This window comes from Streptomyces sp. NPDC048565 (assembly GCF_040650935.1).
Taxonomy (GTDB): domain Bacteria; phylum Actinomycetota; class Actinomycetes; order Streptomycetales; family Streptomycetaceae; genus Streptomyces.
This window is the reverse complement of sequence record NZ_JBEZIH010000003.1, coordinates 67,735-84,442: the sequence shown is the minus strand read 5'-3', so window position 1 is coordinate 84,442 and position 16,708 is coordinate 67,735. Positions and strand designations below refer to the sequence as shown.

The 16,708-nt window shown below is 72.2% G+C and carries 15 protein-coding genes; 8 read left to right on the top strand and 7 right to left on the bottom strand.

Translation table 11 applies throughout. From position 1 onward, the window contains the following. Positions 1-146: 146 nt before the first annotated feature. From AB0C75_RS04770 to AB0C75_RS04760, 3 genes are read left to right on the top strand one after another with little or no spacing between them, the layout of a single operon-like run. The gene (locus AB0C75_RS04770) at positions 147-1,193 is read left to right on the top strand and encodes a MoxR family ATPase (RefSeq protein WP_362887084.1); all 1,047 of its coding nucleotides are present in this window, start codon (positions 147-149) and stop codon (positions 1,191-1,193) included. Next, positions 1,193-2,557, top strand: a complete 1,365-nt coding sequence (locus tag AB0C75_RS04765; RefSeq protein ID WP_362887082.1) for a DUF58 domain-containing protein — start codon at positions 1,193-1,195, stop codon at positions 2,555-2,557. Before AB0C75_RS04770 ends, AB0C75_RS04765 begins: the two co-directional genes overlap by 1 nt. After that, complete coding sequence (locus tag AB0C75_RS04760; RefSeq protein ID WP_362887080.1) at positions 2,554-4,974, top strand: DUF3488 and transglutaminase-like domain-containing protein; 2,421 nt, start codon at positions 2,554-2,556, stop codon at positions 4,972-4,974. The genes AB0C75_RS04765 and AB0C75_RS04760 overlap by 4 nt, the downstream gene beginning before the upstream one ends. A 136-nt stretch (positions 4,975-5,110) precedes the next feature. On the opposite strand, the gene AB0C75_RS04755 is transcribed toward AB0C75_RS04760, so the two are convergent. The 3 genes from AB0C75_RS04755 to AB0C75_RS04745 all read right to left on the bottom strand — a co-directional run bounded on the left by AB0C75_RS04755 (position 5,111) and on the right by AB0C75_RS04745 (position 7,243). Beyond that, the gene (locus AB0C75_RS04755; RefSeq protein ID WP_362887078.1) at positions 5,111-5,515 is read right to left on the bottom strand and encodes a DUF3040 domain-containing protein; all 405 of its coding nucleotides are present in this window, start codon (positions 5,513-5,515) and stop codon (positions 5,111-5,113) included. Positions 5,516-5,821: 306 nt separating this feature from the next. Next, a complete protein-coding gene (locus AB0C75_RS04750) occupies positions 5,822-6,586 on the bottom strand; it encodes a methyltransferase (RefSeq protein ID WP_362887076.1) in 765 nt (254 codons plus the stop codon). Between the two features lie 117 nt (positions 6,587-6,703). Next, the gene (locus AB0C75_RS04745; protein WP_362887074.1) at positions 6,704-7,243 is read right to left on the bottom strand and encodes an SAV_6107 family HEPN domain-containing protein; all 540 of its coding nucleotides are present in this window, start codon (positions 7,241-7,243) and stop codon (positions 6,704-6,706) included. A 165-nt stretch (positions 7,244-7,408) separates the two neighbouring features. On the opposite strand from AB0C75_RS04745, the gene AB0C75_RS04740 reads away from it, so the two are divergent. The 5 genes from AB0C75_RS04740 (at position 7,409) to AB0C75_RS04720 (ending at position 13,333) form a co-directional block, all read left to right on the top strand. Beyond that, positions 7,409-8,182, top strand: coding sequence for an ATP-binding cassette domain-containing protein (locus tag AB0C75_RS04740; protein WP_362887073.1), 774 nt, complete (start codon positions 7,409-7,411; stop codon positions 8,180-8,182). Continuing rightward, positions 8,154-10,241 (top strand): YhgE/Pip domain-containing protein, encoded by a 2,088-nt coding sequence (locus AB0C75_RS04735; protein WP_362887071.1) that lies wholly within the window; start codon positions 8,154-8,156, stop codon positions 10,239-10,241. Before AB0C75_RS04740 ends, AB0C75_RS04735 begins: the two co-directional genes overlap by 29 nt. Positions 10,242-10,270: 29 nt before the next feature. Beyond that, positions 10,271-10,882, top strand: coding sequence for a TetR/AcrR family transcriptional regulator (locus AB0C75_RS04730; protein WP_362887069.1), 612 nt, complete (start codon positions 10,271-10,273; stop codon positions 10,880-10,882). Positions 10,883-11,235: 353 nt separating this feature from the next. Further along, positions 11,236-11,826, top strand: a complete 591-nt coding sequence (locus tag AB0C75_RS04725) for a DUF4126 domain-containing protein (protein WP_362887067.1) — start codon at positions 11,236-11,238, stop codon at positions 11,824-11,826. A 10-nt stretch (positions 11,827-11,836) separates the two neighbouring features. Continuing rightward, positions 11,837-13,333 carry an NAD(P)/FAD-dependent oxidoreductase gene (locus AB0C75_RS04720; RefSeq protein WP_362887065.1) on the top strand — a complete coding sequence of 499 codons (1,497 nt, stop codon included), beginning with the start codon at positions 11,837-11,839 and terminating at the stop codon, positions 13,331-13,333. A 31-nt stretch (positions 13,334-13,364) separates the two neighbouring features. On the opposite strand, the gene AB0C75_RS04715 is transcribed toward AB0C75_RS04720, so the two are convergent. From AB0C75_RS04715 to AB0C75_RS04700, 4 genes are all read right to left on the bottom strand, one after another. Beyond that, a complete protein-coding gene (locus AB0C75_RS04715) occupies positions 13,365-14,351 on the bottom strand; it encodes a hypothetical protein (RefSeq protein ID WP_362887063.1) in 987 nt (328 codons plus the stop codon). A 50-nt stretch (positions 14,352-14,401) separates the two neighbouring features. Further along, positions 14,402-15,319, bottom strand: a complete 918-nt coding sequence (gene metF, locus AB0C75_RS04710; protein WP_362887061.1) for a methylenetetrahydrofolate reductase [NAD(P)H] — start codon at positions 15,317-15,319, stop codon at positions 14,402-14,404. 106 nt (positions 15,320-15,425) lie between these two features. Further along, positions 15,426-16,076 (bottom strand): thiamine phosphate synthase, encoded by a 651-nt coding sequence (thiE, locus tag AB0C75_RS04705; RefSeq protein WP_362887059.1) that lies wholly within the window; start codon positions 16,074-16,076, stop codon positions 15,426-15,428. 199 nt (positions 16,077-16,275) lie between these two features. Next, a complete protein-coding gene (locus AB0C75_RS04700) occupies positions 16,276-16,641 on the bottom strand; it encodes an Rv2175c family DNA-binding protein (protein ID WP_326697067.1) in 366 nt (121 codons plus the stop codon). Between the last annotated feature and the right edge of the window lie 67 nt (positions 16,642-16,708).

Here is a 16,708-nt window from a genome sequence, read left to right as displayed (position 1 = left end):
GTCCACAGGCGAGTGACACGAAGCGGTAACGGCAACAAGAATGCGGTGATGACATCTCTCCGGGTCCTCCGGAGAGTGTCCGTATTTCGGGGTGGGCCGGGCAGTTCTGTGCGTCGGCCCGTGCACAAAGGGCCGAGGAGGGCCGGGTGACGACCTATGACGATCGAGCGAGCCTCACAGATCTGACCACCACAGCCGAGCGGGTACGCAGGTCGGTCGAGGGTGTGATCGAGGGCAAGCCTGAGGTCGTACGGCTTTCGCTGACCGTGCTGCTGGCGGAGGGACACCTCCTGATCGAGGATGTGCCCGGGGTCGGCAAGACGATGCTGGCCAAGGCGCTGGCCCGGTCCATCGACTGCTCGGTGCGGCGTATTCAGTTCACGCCCGACCTGCTGCCGTCGGACATCACCGGGGTCTCGATCTTCGATCAGCAGCGCCGGGAGTTCGAGTTCAAGCCGGGTGCGATCTTCGCCCAGATCGTGATCGGCGACGAGATCAACCGCGCGTCGCCCAAGACCCAGTCGGCGCTGCTGGAGTCGATGGAGGAACGCCAGGTCACGACCGACGGGCAGACCTACGAGCTGCCCGATCCCTTCATGGTCGTGGCCACCCAGAACCCGGTGGAGATGGAGGGCACCTATCCCCTCCCCGAGGCGCAGCGCGACCGCTTCATGGCCCGGGTGTCGATCGGCTACCCGGACGCCGAGGCGGAGCTCCGGATGCTCGACGTGCACGGCGGGATCTCCCCGCTGGACGACCTGCAACCGGTGGCGCATGCCCACGAGATCGTGAAACTGATCGAAGCGGTGCGCACGGTCCATGTGGCCGACGCCGTCCGGCGGTACGCGGTGGAGCTGGTCGCCGCCACCCGGCAGCACCCCGACCTCAGACTCGGGGCCTCACCGCGCGCCACCCTGCATCTGCTGCGCGCCGCCAAGGCATCGGCAGCCCTGAGCGGCCGGGACTACGCCCTGCCGGACGACGTCCAGGCCCTCGCGGTCGCGGTGCTCGCCCACCGGCTGCTGCCGACGGCGCAGGCGCAGCTCAACCGCCGTACGGCCGAGCAGGTCGTGCTGGACATCCTGCAGCGCACCGCCGTGCCGACCTCGGGCGGCACCGCCGCCCCCGCGCAGCCCCAGCACCGGCCGGTCAGCCCGGTGTACGGCGGGCAGCCCGGCGTACGGCGGCTGTGATGGCCGCCGGGGCGCCCGGCCCCGTGGACGACAGCGACGACAAGGGCGGCCTGCGGGCGGCCCTGGGGGGACTCACGACGCGGGGGCGTTCCTTCCTGGCAGCCGGCGTGGCGGCGGCGGTCTGCGCCTTTGTGCTGGGCCAGGACGACCTGCTCAGGGTCGGCCTGCTGCTGGCCGTGCTGCCGCTGGTGTGTGTCACCGTCCTCTACCGCACCCGCTACCGGGTGGCGGGCAGCCGGCGGCTTTCGCCGTCCCGGGTGCCGGCGGGCTCGGAGGCCCGGGTCCATCTGCGCATGGACAACGTCTCCCGGCTGCACACGGGCCTGCTGATGCTCCAGGACCGCGTCCCCTACGTCCTCGGCCCCCGGCCACGGTTCGTGCTGGACCGGGTGGAGCCCGGCGGCGTACGCGAGGTGTCCTACCGCGTCCGCTCCGACCTGCGCGGGCGCTACCCGCTGGGGCCGTTGCAGCTGCGGCTGAGCGATCCGTTCGGGATGTGCGAGCTGACGCGCTCCTTCAGCGCCTACGACACCCTCGTGGTCATTCCCCGCACCGAGCCGCTGCCCGCGCTGCGGCTGGCCGGGTCGGCCTCCGGATACGGCGACGGCACGCAGCGTTCGCTGGCGCTGGCCGGCGAGGACGACATCATTCCGCGCGGCTACCGCCACGGTGACGACCTGCGACGGGTGCACTGGCGCTCCACCGCGCGCTACGGCGAGCTGATGGTGCGGCGGGAGGAACAGCCGCAGCGTGCCCGGTGCACGGTGCTGCTGGACACCCGGCGGATCGCCTACGAGGGCGGCGGGCCCGGTTCGGCCTTCGAGTGGGCGGTGTCCGGGGCCGCGTCCGCGCTGGTGCACATGCTGGAGCGCGGCTTCGCGGTGCGGCTGCTCACCGACGAGGGGAGCGCCGTGCCCGGTGAGGGCTCCGACGGCTTCGCCGGGTCGCAGGAGTCCGCGGACTCGGCGGGCCTGATGATGGACACCCTGGCGGTCGTCGACCACTCCGACGGGGGCGGGCTCTCCCGCGCCCACGACGTACTGCGCGGAAGCAACGAGGGGCTGCTGGTGGCGTTCTTCGGCGATCTCGACGAGGAGCAGGCCTCGGTGGCGGCCAGGATGCGCCGGCGCAGCCGGGGGGCCGTCGCGTTCGTGCTGGACAGCGAGGACTGGGCGCTCGGCGGGCAGCGGGCGTCCCCCGCCGCCGGCCGCTTGCGGCTGCTGCGTGAAGCGGGATGGACGGCGGTGGCGGTACCGCCCGGCGCGGATCTCGCCGGGCTGTGGCGGCAGGCGGGCCAGGACGGATCGGCCGACCGGTCCTCCGCGGCCGGCGCGACGACGGGGTTCTCCGGGGGTTGGTCATGAGCGGGCGTACCCGGCTGGCGCTGTGCGCCTTCGCGGCCACACTGTTGGCGGCGGGGTCCTTGCTGCCCCTGGTCGAGACGGCGGACTGGGTCCCGCAGGCCGCGTTCCTGCTGGCCCTCCAGGGCGGTGTGGGTGTGCTGGCCCGCCGGATGGATCTGGCCCGGATCCTGACGGTCTCCCTCCAGGTGCTCGTCACCCTGCTGGCGGTGACCGTGGTGTTCGCCGGGGAGCACGCCCTGTTCGGGGTGCTGCCCGGACCCCAGGCGGTCCAAGGGCTCGCCGAGCTGCTGTCCGCGGGCGCCGAGGACGTCAACACGTACTCGATTCGCGCACCGGAGACGGACGGCATCCGGCTGATGCTGGTCGGCGGGGTACTGCTGGTCGGGCTCGTCGTGGACGTCCTCGCGGTGACCCTCCGCGCCGCGGCGCCCGCGGGTCTGCCGCTGCTCGCCCTCTACTCGGTCGCGGCCGGGCTCTCCGACGGCGGGGCCGGCTGGCTCTGGTTCCTGCTCGCGGCGTGCGGTTTCCTGCTTCTGCTGCTGGCCGAGGGCCGGGACCGGCTGTCCCGGTGGGGCCGGGTGTTCGGCGGTGTGTCCCCTACGTCGGGCGGGCTGACGGCCGGCCTGGACGGGTCGGGCCGCACCGTGGCGTCGGTCCGTACGGGACGGCGCATCGGCGTGATGGCGCTGGGCATCGCGCTGGTCGTGCCTGCGGCCCTGCCCGCCCTGGACGGCGGGCTGCTGGGCGGCACGGGCGGCGGGTCGGGCAGAGGGGGCGGCGGGGGCACGATCTCCGCGGTGAACCCGCTGGTCTCGCTGCAGAACAACCTCAACCAGCCGGAGAACCGGGAGGTGATGTCGTACCACACCAACTCCGACAACCCTCAGGACTTCTATCTGCGCATCCTGTCCCTCGACCAGTTCAACGGCAGCGAGTGGCGGCCCTCGCCCCGCAGGCTGAAGGACGTCCCGGACACGCTGCCGCAGCCGCCCGGGCTGGACGGGGGCGTCTCCGTCACCGAGGTCCGGACGAACATCTCGGCGTCGCCCTCCTACCAGCAGACGTATCTGCCGCTCCCCTACCCGGCGAGCGACGTGGACATCGAGGGCCGCTGGCGGTTCGAGCCCGAGGGGCGCACCCTCGTCGGCGATGACGGCCAGACGACGGGTGGCGCCCGGTACGAGGTCGGCAGTCTGGTGGTGGAGCCGACGGCCGCGCAGCTCGCCGGGTCGATGGCACCGCCTTCGGACGTGGTCCGCGAGTACACGGAGGTGCCCGCGTCTCTGCCCGATCTGGTCGAACAGACCGCCCGGCAGGTCACCGAGGGCGCCGCCAACGACTACGAGCGGGCCGTGAAGCTCCAGAACTGGTTCGCCTCGGACGGCGGCTTCCGTTACGACACGACGGTGACGTCGGGTACGGGCACGGCAGCGATCGCCCGGTTCCTGAAGGAGAAGGAGGGCTTCTGCGTCCACTTCTCCTTCACGATGGCCGCGATGGCCAGGACCCTCGGCATACCGGCCCGGGTCGCGGTGGGCTTCACCCCCGGCACGGCCCAGGCTGACGGTTCGGTGTCGGTCGGGCTGCGGGACGCCCACGCCTGGCCCGAGCTGTATTTCGAGGGTGTGGGCTGGACCCGCTTCGAGCCGACGCCGTCCCGGGGCAGCGCTCCGGCGTACACGCTGCCGGATGCCCCCTCGCAGGACCCCAGTGCCTCCGCGCAGCCGACGGACGCCGCCTCCGCGGAGCCCACGGCCGCCCCCTCCGCATCGGAGTCCTGCCCCGAGCAGGCGCGCAGGCAGGGTGAGTGCGGTGCGTCCACGGCTCCCGGGGCGACGGATTCCGCCGGTCCCGGCACCCCGACGGGCACCGTGGTGCTGTGGGTGCTCGGCGCCCTGGTGGTGCTCATGCTCCCGCTGGCTCCGATGGTCTGGCGGATGCGGGTCCGTGCCCGGCGGCTGGGCTCATCGGGCGGACGTACGCCCGCCGATGCCTCGGCCAGGGTGCTGGCCGCCTGGTGGGAGATCACCGATTCGGCCTGGGACCACGGCATTGCGCCGGACGAGTCGCAGACCCCTCGCAAGGCAGCGGCACGCGTCGTGCGGCTGGGGCGGCTCGACGGCCGGTCCGGCGCCGCGGTCCACCGGGCCGCGGGAGCGGTGGAGCAGGTGTTGTACGCACCGGAGCCGGGCGCCGTCTCCGTGCCGGCCGAGGATGTGCGGGCCGTCCGTGCGGGGCTCGGGGCCTCGTCAGGACGGTGGGCCCGGGTGCGGGCGACGCTCGCTCCGCGTTCGGCCGTCCGGGTGATCTGGGCGGTCGCGGAACGTCGGACCGAGCTCGGCCGCCGGTGGTCGGACCGGGCGGGAGGCTTCCGCCGGGCGGCTAGGCTGCGCCGCCCGTCACGGCAGCAGGGCTGATCCCCAGGGAGCCGGGGCGTACGGGAAACGCGTGAGGGGCGGTCGCTGTGAGCGACCGCCCCTCATGCATGAGCGTTGAGGTTCAGCCAGGTCCGGCGTTCGTGTTCTGCCCACCACCCACCGGGAAGCGGTGAACTCACTGGCCCTGTTCGTCGCGGCGGCGCTGCCACCGCTGCTCGATCCGGTTCATCATCGACCGGCGCTGCTTGGGATGTCGGCGCTCGCCTTCGCCCCCGCTCGCACTCCCCGCCGGCTGCTGCTCACCGGGCTTCGGCGCTTTGCGCCATCCGGTGACCGCCAGCACGGCGCAGCCCAGCATGACGAGGAATCCCGCCACGCTGACCCAGGTCTGCTGGAAAACCATTCCGGCCATGAGGAGCGCGATACCCACCAGAAAACCGGCTACCGCCTGGTAGACCCGTCGTCGGGTGTACCTGCGCAGCCCGCTTCCCTCAAGCGCTGTAGCGAACTTGGGATCTTCGGCGTACAGCGCTCGCTCCATCTGCTCGAGCATTCGCTGCTCGTGCTCCGAGAGCGGCACGGAGTCCTCCTCGTCGTCGGCCGCGGGGGCGACCGGTATGCGGCCCTTCCAGGATAGGCAGGGATTCGCCCCCGTGAAACCCGCCCTCTAGCCATAGCCAGTCCGGACCGCCATTTCGGCTCGGCTGCTGAGGCGTAGATTCCCCGACCTCCGATCCGTCATGCCGGATGGTGTCATCCGATCATACGGGGCTCGCGGCCCGATCGGGTGTTCCCGGCAGTACTCCGTCTGCAGCTGCGTTGCTGATCAGCCGTGCTCCCGTCGCTTTCGCGGCGGTACTCCGGCGGTGTCGGCGTCTTGTCACCGTCACGCTCGGGCGCGCTTCTCCCCCAGAACGTGCAGCTGGGTCGCCACCGAGTGGAACGCCGGCAGTTCCGCGACGGCCGCCTCCAGCCTGAGGAGCTCCTCCATCGCGCCCGGTTCGGTGTCCACGAGAACGCCCGGGACGAGGTCGGCGAAGACCCGCACGCCGTGGACCGCGCTCACCTCGATGCCCGCGTCGCCGACCAGTCCGGTCAGCTGGTCGGCGGTGAACCTGCGGGGCACCGGGTCGCCCTCGCCCCAGCGCCCCGCGGGGTCCGCCAGCGCCTGCCTGGCCTCGGCGAAGTGCCCCGCGAGGGCCCGCGCCAGGACGGCGCCGCCGAGGCCCGCGCCGAGCAGGCTGAGCGCACCGGAGGGGCGCAGCGCGTCGACCGCGTTGCGCACGCCCTCGGCCGGGTCGTCGACGTACTCCAGGACGCCATGGCACAGGACCGCGTCGTACCCCGTGCGGTCCACCACCTCGAAGAGGCCGAGGATGTCGCCCTGGACGCCTCGGACCCGGTCGGCGACTCCGGCCTCCTCCGCGCGGCGCTCCAGCGCGAACAGGGCGTTGGGGCTGGGATCGACCACGGTGACCCGGTGGCCGAGCCGGGCGACGGGCACGGCGAAATTGCCGGTGCCGCCGCCGGTGTCCAGCACGTCCAGGACTTCCCTGCCGGTCGCCTTGACCCGGCGCTCGAGAGCGTCCCTGAGGACCTCCCAGACCACAGCGGTACGGAGGGACGCGCGGGGGCGCAGCTGGTCCGACACGGCAGTTGACTCCTCGGCACGGTGCCGCCACGGACGGCGGAGCGTGAACGGTGCAGGTGGTACGGGTGCTCTCCACCCTATTGCCTCGCACCGCCCCGACGGTCACCCCCGCGTCGGTCACCCCGCTTCGGTCCGCCGCCCTGGACCGTCCCCGCGTGGCCGCGGAAGGACGGGCTGGAGGACCAGCATCCGCTCGACGAGGCGCAGGAACATGGCCACGTCGCGCAGCAGGTCGTCGGCGTCGCGGCTGGTCGCCGCGCCGGGTATGCCCGCCTCGGCACGGGCCCTGCGCCGGGCCCCCGAGGCGAACAGGGCGCTCCACTCGGTGAGTTCCGGCGCGATGTCCGGGAGCACCTCCCAGGCGCTGCGGATCCGCTCCCTGCGGCGCCTGCCCGTTTCGGGCCGCCCGCGAGCGGCGAGCACGGCGGCCGCGGTGCGCAGCGCGGCGAGGTGTGCGGTGGCATACCGCTCGTTGGGCACGTCGAGCACGGCGGCCTCGTCCAGGCCGGCGTGGGCCTGGGCGAGCAGATCGAGGGCGGCGGGCGGCGCCGTGGTGCGGCGCGGCACGGGGTGGACGTCGGCTGCCGGACCGGCCAGTGAGGGGGCAGGGCTGCCTGCGCGGCGCCGCGGGGCGGCGGCTGCGGACGAGCTGGCCATGACGAACCTCCTGTCGTCGTGTGACGACTCCGTGGCCGTCTGTATCCATCGTGACGGCCACCACTGACAATCCCTCAGAAGTCGGCTCTGACCAGGCGCTTTGCTTCGAGCGAGAGTTCGGGCTACTTTTTGCACTGACCAGTCAGTTCAAATAAGGGGTGGGTCGTGGACAGCCCGCACGGGGCGTCGCTCAGCGCCGAGGACTTCGGACTGAAGGGCCCGCGCGGCTGGGCCTTCCGGGGGGTGGAGTTCACCGCGGGCCCCGGATCGCTCGTCGCGCTGGAGGGGCCGTCCGGCTCGGGCCGCACGTGTCTGCTGCTCGCGCTCACCGGCCGGATGCGTTCCACCCGGGGCCACGCCGAGGTGGGCGGTGAGCGCCTGCCCGGACGGCTCGCCGCCGTACGAGGGTTCAGCGCGCTCGGCCCGGTCCCCGGGGTCAGCGATCTGGACCCCTCCCTCACGGTCGCCGAGCATCTGCGCGAACGGGCCCTGCTGCGGCGCCGTTTCAGCGGTTCGCCGCGCGCCCTGCTGCGGCCCCGCGCCGAGCGGGCCGCCACGGCGCGGGCCGCGATCGACACCGCGCTCGACGGTGCGGGGCTCGACCTCGCGGAGCTGCCCAAGGCCGAACGGACCTCCGTACGGGACCTGGAGCGTCTGGAGGCCCTGCGGCTGTCCGTCACCCTCGCCCTGATGAGCCGTCCGCGGCTTCTCGCCGTGGACGACACCGACCTCAAGCTCTCCGTCACGGACCGGGCCCTGGCCTGGGATCTGCTGCGCGACGTCGCGGCCGGCGGGACCACCGTGCTGGCCGTCTGCGAGGAGTCCCCCGAGGACGCGCTCACCGTGCGCACCCGCCCGACGGCCACGGCAGACACCCCCGATGACACGACGACCGGGAAGGAAACGGCCGATGCGATCGCCGAGACTGGCCGCGCTTGAGCTGCGGCGGTTCGGCAGGGGCCGGATGCCGCGCGCCGCACTCGTCGCGCTCCTCCTGCTGCCCCTGCTGTACGGAGCGCTCTACCTCTGGTCGTTCTGGGACCCGTACGGGCGGCTCGACCGCATCCCCGTGGCACTCGTCAACGACGACAAGGGCGCGAGCACCGGGGGCGAACACCTCGCGGCCGGTGACGAGATAACCGGCAAGCTGCTCGACTCGAAGGTCTTCGACTGGCACGAGGTCGGCTCCACCGAGGCGGAGAAGGGCGTCGAGGACGGGACGTACTACCTCTCCCTGACCATGCCCGCGGACTTCAGCAAGCAGATCGCGTCGAGCGGCGGGGACTCCCCCGAGACAGGCGCCCTGCGGGTGCGGACGAACGACGCCAACAACTACATCGTCGGGCAGATCTCCAGAACGGTCTTTGCCGAGGTCCGCAGCGCCGCGTCCACCAAGGCCTCGCGCGGCTTCCTGGACCGGATCTTCATCAACTTCTCCGGTCTGCACGACGCCACGGCGAAGGCGGCCGAGGGAGCCGACGACCTGGAGAGCGGCCTCACGAAGGCGAAGAAGGGCTCCAAGGACCTCGCGGACGGCCTCACGACCGCCAAGTCGGGCAGCGGCACCCTCTCCTCCGGCGTCACCAAGCTGAACAAGGGCGCGGGCGAACTGAAGACGGGATCCGAGCAGGTCGCCGGCGGCACCCAGCTGCTCGCCGACAAGGTCAACGCGGTCGCCGGCGACGTACGTCCCTTCCTGAAGGACAACGGCCAGGCCATCGGGGACACCGCCCGGCTGGTCGCCGACTCCTCGAAGGCCGTACGGGACAACCTCGACCTGCTGGCCGAAGCGGCGCCCACCGCATCGGCCGCCGCCCACACGGCCTCCGACGACCTGACCGAGGTCTACCGCACCCGCTGCGACGACCAGCCGGTGCCCGACCCCGGGGTCTGCCCGCAGCTGAAGCGCGCCAGGACGGCCGCACAGGACGTCGCCGAGGTGTCCGACGACGTGAACGCGCTGGTCACGAACCAGAAGGGCGACCTGGCGAAGCTGCGCACCCAGCTGACCTCCCTGGAGAAGCAGGCCGACGCCCTGGCGAAGCGCGCGCCGAACCTCGACACGGACCTGGAATCCGCCGTGAAGAAGATCAACACGCTCAACACCGGCGCGCACAAGGTCGCCAAGGGCGCCGACACGCTCCACACCGGCCTCGGCACCGCGAAGAAGGGAGCCGGTGACCTGGACGCCGGCGTCAAGAAGCTCAAGGCGGGCGCCAAGACACTGGACAGCGGTCTCTACCGGCTGGGTGACGGCTCCGCGACGCTCGCCCAGGGGCTGAACGACGGGGTCGGCAAGATCCCCGACTACGACAAGGACGACCGTGACGCCCGCACCGGCGTCATGGCCGACCCCGTGCAGCTGGCGTCCTCCTCGCTGCACGCGGCGCCCAACTACGGCACCGGCTTCGCCCCGTACTTCATCCCGCTCTCGCTGTGGGTGGGCGCGATGGTGGCGTACATGCTGATCCAGCCGCTCAGCCGGCGGGCGCTCGCGGCCGGGGCCCCGGCCTGGCGGATCGCCTTCGCGGGCTGGCTGCCCGTCGCCGCGACGGGCCTGCTCCAGGTCGCCGCCCTGATGTCCGTGCTGCACTGGCAGCTCGGTCTCCAGATGGCGCACGCCGCCGGGACGCTGGGCTTCCTGGCGCTGGTGACCTGTTGCTTCGCCGCGATCGTGCAGTGGCTCAACGCCCGCTTCGGCGCGGCGGGGCGGATCCTCGTCCTGGCGGTGCTGATGCTCCAGCTGACCTCCGCGGGGGGCACCTATCCCGTGCAGACCAGTCCGGGGTTCTTCGGCGCGATCCACCCCTACCTGCCGATGACCTATGTCGTGGACGGGTTGCGCCGGCTGATCACGGGGGGCGGTCTCGGCCCGGTCTGGCAGGGCTGCGCCGTGCTGCTGGCCTTCACCGCGGGCGCGCTGGCACTCACCGCGCTCTCCGCACGCCGCAAGCAGGTGTGGACCCTGGACCGGCTGCACCCGGAGCTGAGTCTGTGACCGCGCCGGGACCTGTGAGAATCGGAGGCATGGACAGCAGTAGCACCACGCGCCGCCAGGCCACCCGGCAGAAGCTCTACGAGGCGGCGGTGACCCTCATCGCGGAGAAGGGGTTCTCCGCCACCACGGTGGACGAGATCGCCGAACGCGCCGGGGTCGCCAAGGGCACGGTCTACTACAACTTCAAGAGCAAGACCGAGCTGTTCGAGGAACTGCTGCGGCACGGTGTCGGGCTGCTCACGCAGTCGCTGCGTTCCGCCGCCGACTCGACGGACGCCCGCCGCGGCACCCGTGTGGAGGCGCTGGACGCGATGATCAGGGCGGGTCTCGTCTTCATCGACCGCTACCCGGCCTTCACCCAGCTCTACGTCGCCGAACTCTGGCGCACCAACCGTGCCTGGCAGTCGACCCTCCTGGTGGTGCGTCAGGAGGCCGTGGCCGTCGTCGAGGGGGTGCTGCGGGAAGGCGTCGCGGGCGGCGAGCTCAGCGAGGAGATCGACATCCAGCTGACGGCCGCCGCACTGGTCGGGATGGTCCTGGTCGCGGCCCTCGACTGGCAGGCGTTCCAGCCCGAGCGGACGATCGACGACGTGCACTCCGCGCTGTCCCTGCTGCTGCACGGGAGGGTCAGCGGACGCTGAGGCGTCCACCGGGCCCACGTACGGAAAACGCCGTTCCGGTGAAATTCGATCCCCCCGAATTCCGCCGGACCGGCGTCCCGTAGCGCCTGCGGAGCCCTCCCCCGTGACCCCGTGTGTCCCCCGTGGTCCCGGAGCTCCGCTCGTGCGCCCCCGTTACGTCCGGGGTGCCGCGCCGTTCCGCCGCCCCGTGCCGGCGGTCCGGGCACCGCGCCCTTTCCGTGGTCCCCACTCTTCCGTCCGCGCAGGTGGCGGCCCATCCGCGCCCCTACTCATCTCCCGCACTAGGTACAGGTACTCAGGCCTGTGCGGCAGCGCTCACCCGGCACTCCCCGCGACTGGTTACGATCACGTCCGTGTCCGTACTCCCCCTGGTGTTCACGAGCGGCTGGGCGAGCGGGATCAACGCCTACGCGGTGGTCCTCCTCCTCGGCCTCTTCGGCGCGACCGGTCTCACCGACGAGGTGCCCGTCTCCCTCCAGCGCACCGACGTCCTCGTGATCGCCGGTGTGCTGTTCGTGTGCGAGGCGGTGGCCGACAAGATCCCGTACGTGGACTCCGCCTGGGACGCGGCGCACACGGTGATCCGGCCGGTGGCGGGCGCGGTCGTCGCGGCGCTGCTGGCCGGGGACAGCGGGTCGCTGCCGCAGCTCGCGGCGGGAGCCGTGGGCGGTTCGACCGCGCTGTTGAGCCATCTGGTGAAGGCCGGCACGAGGATGGCCGTCAACACCTCACCCGAACCCTTCAGCAACATCGGAGTCAGCGTCGCCGAGGACTTCGGTGTCGCGGGGATCATCGTCTTCGCGGTCTTCCACCCGGTGGCGGCGGCCGTCATCGCCGGGGTCCTGCTCCTGCTCGGCCTGGCGACCGTGCTCTTCCTGGCGTCCCGGATCCGCCGGTTCCTTCGGCGCAGGGCACGGGGCCGCGTTGTCAGTGGCACCCCTTAGGGTCACTGACATGGCACGAATTGCGGTGATCGGCGCCGGGACCGGCGCGATGGCGGCGGCTGCCCGGCTCTCCGTGGCAGGCCACCGGGTGACGGTGTACGAGCGGTCGAAGACCCACGGCGGCTCGCTCGGCCGGCATGCGCGTGACGGCTTCGTCTTCGACACCGGCCCCGGGCTGCTGCATCTTCCCGCGGTCTACCGCGACCTGTTCGTGAAGACGGGCAAGGAGAGCCTGGAGCAGTGCGTCACGCTCACCCAGGTCGACCCGGCGAGCCGCCATCTCTTCGCGGACGGCACAGCGGTCTCCCTGCCCAACGCCTCGCGGGCCGGGGTCGTCGGCGCGCTCGACAGGGCGCTCGGCGAGGGAGCCGGGGCCCGCTGGGGGGACTTCCTGGACCGGGCGGGGACCGCCTGGGACAGGTCCCGCAGGCCGCTGCTGGAGGAGCCGCTACCCGATGACCCGATGACGCTGGCCCGTGATCCCTATCCCGCGGTGCGCCGGCGCAGGCTGCTGCGCGCCGCCCGGCAGGCGGGGACGGTGGCCGAGGTGGGCGCCTGGGAGCTGACGGACCCCCGCCTCGCGGCCCTGCTCGACGGCTACGCCTTGTCGTACGGCCTCGACCCGCGCCGCGCCCCGGCCGCCGCGGCCCTCCTGCCGTACATGGAGGAGACGTTCGGCACCTGGTACGTCGCGGGGGGCATGCGCGCGCTGGCCGACGCGGTGTACGAGCGGTGCCTGGCCCGTGGGGTGGAGTTCGTCTTCGGCGCCGAGGCGGTCCGGGTGTCCGAGAAGGACGGACGGGCTGCCGGGATCGAGCTGGCGGACGGCAGGAGCGTGGACGCCGGACATGTGGTCCTGGGCGCGCGGCCGTTGCCCGGACTCCTCCCGGTCCCGCAGGAGCCGCCTGCCGGGGCGCCCGAGGCTCCGGTGCCGGGCCGCTTCATGGTCCTGCTGTCGCTGCGCGGCGCCCGGGAGGCCGGCGCCTTCCACCGGACCGTGGTGCACGCCGCGGACCCGGCCGCCGAGCAGGACGCGGTGTTCGGCGGCCGGACCGCGCAGCGGCCCACGGTGACGGTGCTGCGTCCCGACGACCCGGCGACCCGCCCCGACGAGGAGCACGAGGCGGTGACCCTGACGGTGACGGTGGCGCCGCACGGTCCGGTCGACTGGACGGACGCGGCCCTGCGCGAGCGGTTCGCAGACGCGGTGATCGGCCGGGCCGCCGAGGCCGTTCCCGGCCTCCGCGAGCGGATACTCCACGCCGAGGTGCGCACACCCGCCGAGACCGAGGCAGACCTCGGGGCCCAGGGCGGCTCGGTGCCCGCCCCGGCCCTTGCCGGGGCGGGGGGCGGATATCTGCGCCCCGGCAACCGCACCGCGCTGCCGGGTCTGTATCTGGCGGGCGGCTGGTCCCACCCCGGCGGCGGGCCGGCCCACGCCGGGATGTCGGGTGCCCTGGTCGCGGGGCTCGTGGTGGAGGGTGACGGCTTCCGCGGCTCCCGGTGAGCGAGGAGTGCCAGAGCCTGCCGTCGACAGGTCAGTAGCGGTACGGGTCGTTCTGGCCGGTGTCGTAGCCGTTGCCGTACGGGGCGGGCCGGCCGGGTGCCTCCGGCGGCAGCGGGGCGTACGGATCGCTTTCGCGCTGCTGCGGGACCCACACCCCGCCCGGCGGGGTGTCGGTGTACTGCCCGCCGTACGGATCGGTGGGCTGCTGCCCGGTGCCGTAGGAGGGGTCGTTCAAGGGGTCGAAGCCGGCGCCGTAGCTGTCGTACGCGGCGTACTGCCCGGTGCCCATGTCGGTGCCCGCCCCCGTCCCGGCCCCTGCCCCGCTGTACGGGTCGGAGTACGCGGCGTAGCCCGTCTGGTCCGTGCCGTAGCCGTACTGGCCGGCGTAGGCGCCCTGTTCCTGGTGCGGGTCCTGACCCGGGTAGCCGCCGCCCTGGCCCGCGTAGGGGTCCTGGGCGGACGGCTGGCCGTAGCCGTTGTACGGGTCGTAGCCGGCGTACTGGGGCTGCTGCCCGTCGTACTGGGCCTGCCCGTCGTCCCGGCCGGCCGGTGCGGGGTCGCTGTAGACGCCGTACTGCCCGGTGTCGTCGGGCAGCGGCTCCGGCTCGTAGACCGCCGAGGGGCCGGCCGACGGCCCGTGCTCTTCCTGTGGCCCGTCCTGCGCGTATCCCTCGTACTCCAGGCCGGAGACCTCGAGTACGGGCTCCTGGCTGCTCGCGGCGGCTGCCCCGCCCGACCCGCGCCGACGGCGGCTCTCGCCCGGGCTGCCGCCTATGGCCCATCCCGTCGAGAAGCCGCGCCGGAAGGAGAGCGTCACATACGTCTGGCCCGTCGCGAAGGCGATCGCCCCGAGGGCGATCACCGGCACGGAGGGGATCAGTACGCCGAGGACCACGACGAGGAAGCCGACGAAGGCCAGCAGACGCCAGCGCAGACGCGCCTTGTACTGCAGCAGCACCTCGCCCAGCAGCCACAACGCCACTATGCCGAATGCGATGTAGAGGACCGTCCAGCCCACGCCCGCCCCCTCCTACGGCCACCGCCCCGGTTGGTGGCGGGTACGGCCGGTCACGACTGCTTGTGCAGTCCGAGATTCTCGTAGATCTCGAGTGTCGCCGTCGAGTTGTTGAGCGTGATGAAGTGCAGCCCCGGGACACCCTCGGAGAGCAGTTTCGCGCAGAACTCCGTGGCGAACTCGATGCCAATGGAGCGTACAGCGGCCGGGTCGTCCTTCGCGGCGAGGATGCGTTCTTTCAGCGAGGAAGGCAGGGACGCGTTGCTGAGCTGTGCGAATCTTTCCAGCTGTTTGACGCTGGTGAGCGGCATCACCTCGGGAATGACCGGGGTGTCGCAACCCGCAGCGACCACACGGTCACGCATCTGCAGATAACTTTCCGGGTGGAAGAACATCTGGGTGATCGCATAGTCGGCACCGGCGCGGCACTTGTCCACGAAATGCCCGATGTCGGAGTCCCAGCCGGTGGACCGCGGATGCATTTCGGGAAAAGCCGCGACGCCGACGCAGAAATCACCGGCTTCCTTGATCAGCCGGACCAGGTCCGCCGCGTACCGCACGCCCTGCGGGTGTTCGATCCACTCGCCCATCGGGTCGCCGGGCGGGTCACCGCGCACCGCGAGGATGTTGCGGATGCCGGCGTCCGCGTACTGCCCGACCATGTTGCGCAGCTCGGCCACGGAGTGGTCGACGGCGGTGAGGTGCGCGACCGGGGTCAGCGTGGAGTCGGCGGCGATCTGCTGGGTCGCCCGGACCGTCCCGGCGCGGGTCGAGCCGCCTGCCCCGTAGGTCACGGAGACAAAACTCGGCCCCACCGCCTCGACCCGGCGCAGGGCGTTCCAGAGATTCCGCTCGCCCTTCTCGGTCTTGGGCGCCCAGAACTCGAACGAGAACGACGTCTCGCCGGACGCGAGCAGCTCACGCACGGTCCGTGCGTGATCTGTCCTGGTGGAAGGTGTACCTAGGGCCATACTGGGAGGTTAACCAGGGCCCGGCGGTACCCCAACCACAGGGACCGAATTGACCGGAATGCGATGGGTCGTGTCCACCCCTCGGACACCTCTGCGATGCCCCGGGTCAGGCGGCGCGCGCCCGGATGCGCCGCGCGAGCGAGGCGGCCGCCTCGGCCGGATCCTGCGCCTCGGTGATCGCCCGCACGACGACGACGCGACGTGCCCCGGCGTCCAGCACCTCGTCGAGATTCCCGGCGTCGATCCCGCCGATGGCGAACCAGGGCCGGGTCGTGCCGAGCGAGGCGGCGTAGCGCACGAGGCCGAGGCCCGGGGCGTGCCTGCCGGGCTTGGTGGGGGTCGGCCAGCAGGGGCCCGTGCAGAAGTAGTCGACGCCCTGCTGGGCCACGGCCGCGTCGACCTCGGCCTCGGCGTGGGTCGAGCGGCCGATCACCACGTCCTCGCCGATGACGGCGCGGGCCGCGGGCACCGGCAGATCGCCCTGCCCGAGGTGCAGCACGTCGGAGCCGATGGCATGGGCCACATCGGCGCGGTCGTTCACGGCGAGGAGCGCTCCGTGGCGCTTGCAGGCGTCGGCGAACACCGCGAGGTGTTCGAGCTCATCGGCCGCCTCCATGCCCTTGTCCCGCAGCTGCACGATGTCCACACCGCCGGACAGCACGGCGTCGAGGAACTCCGGGAGGTCCCCCTGCCGCTCGCGGGCGTCGGTGCACAGATAGAGCCGGGCGTCGGAGAGCCGGTCACGGAGCGTGGACATGATGAAATCCCCCGTCGGTGCGTCGTTGGATCGTTCGGTGCGTCGTTGGATCGGTTGGATCACTGGTACGGCGACGAGTCGACGAATCGCCCGTACGCGAATCGCCCGTACGTCGACGGATGGCCGTCCCGGAAGCCCCGTGACAGCGGGGTGCGGGCCGTGTGTGTCACGGCCCGCACCCCGTCTCACGGTTGTCCGGTCAGACGGCGAGCGCCTGGGCCCGGCGCTTCACCTCCGTACCGCGATTCTCACTCAGGGCCTGCGCGGGGGTGCCGGGCAGGCTCGGGTCGGGGGTGAAGAGCCAGTCCAGCATCTCTTCGTCGTTGTAGCCGTCGTCCCTCAGGAGCGTCAGGGTCCCTGCGAGACCCTTGACCACCTTGTCGCCGTCGATGAAGGCGGCAGGCACCTGGAGCGTCCGGTTCTCACCACGTCGCACGGCGATCAGCTGGCCTTCCTTGACCAGCTGCCGTACACGCGTCACCTCGACATCGAGCATTTCCGCGATGTCGGGAAGGTGGAGCCAGGCGGGGACGAGAGCATCGATCTTTGCGTCAATCTCGGTCACAGGGACAAGCGTGCCATCCCGGACCGACAGTCGGTAGCCAGGCCGGGCGTACGAGGCCGTGTCCAAG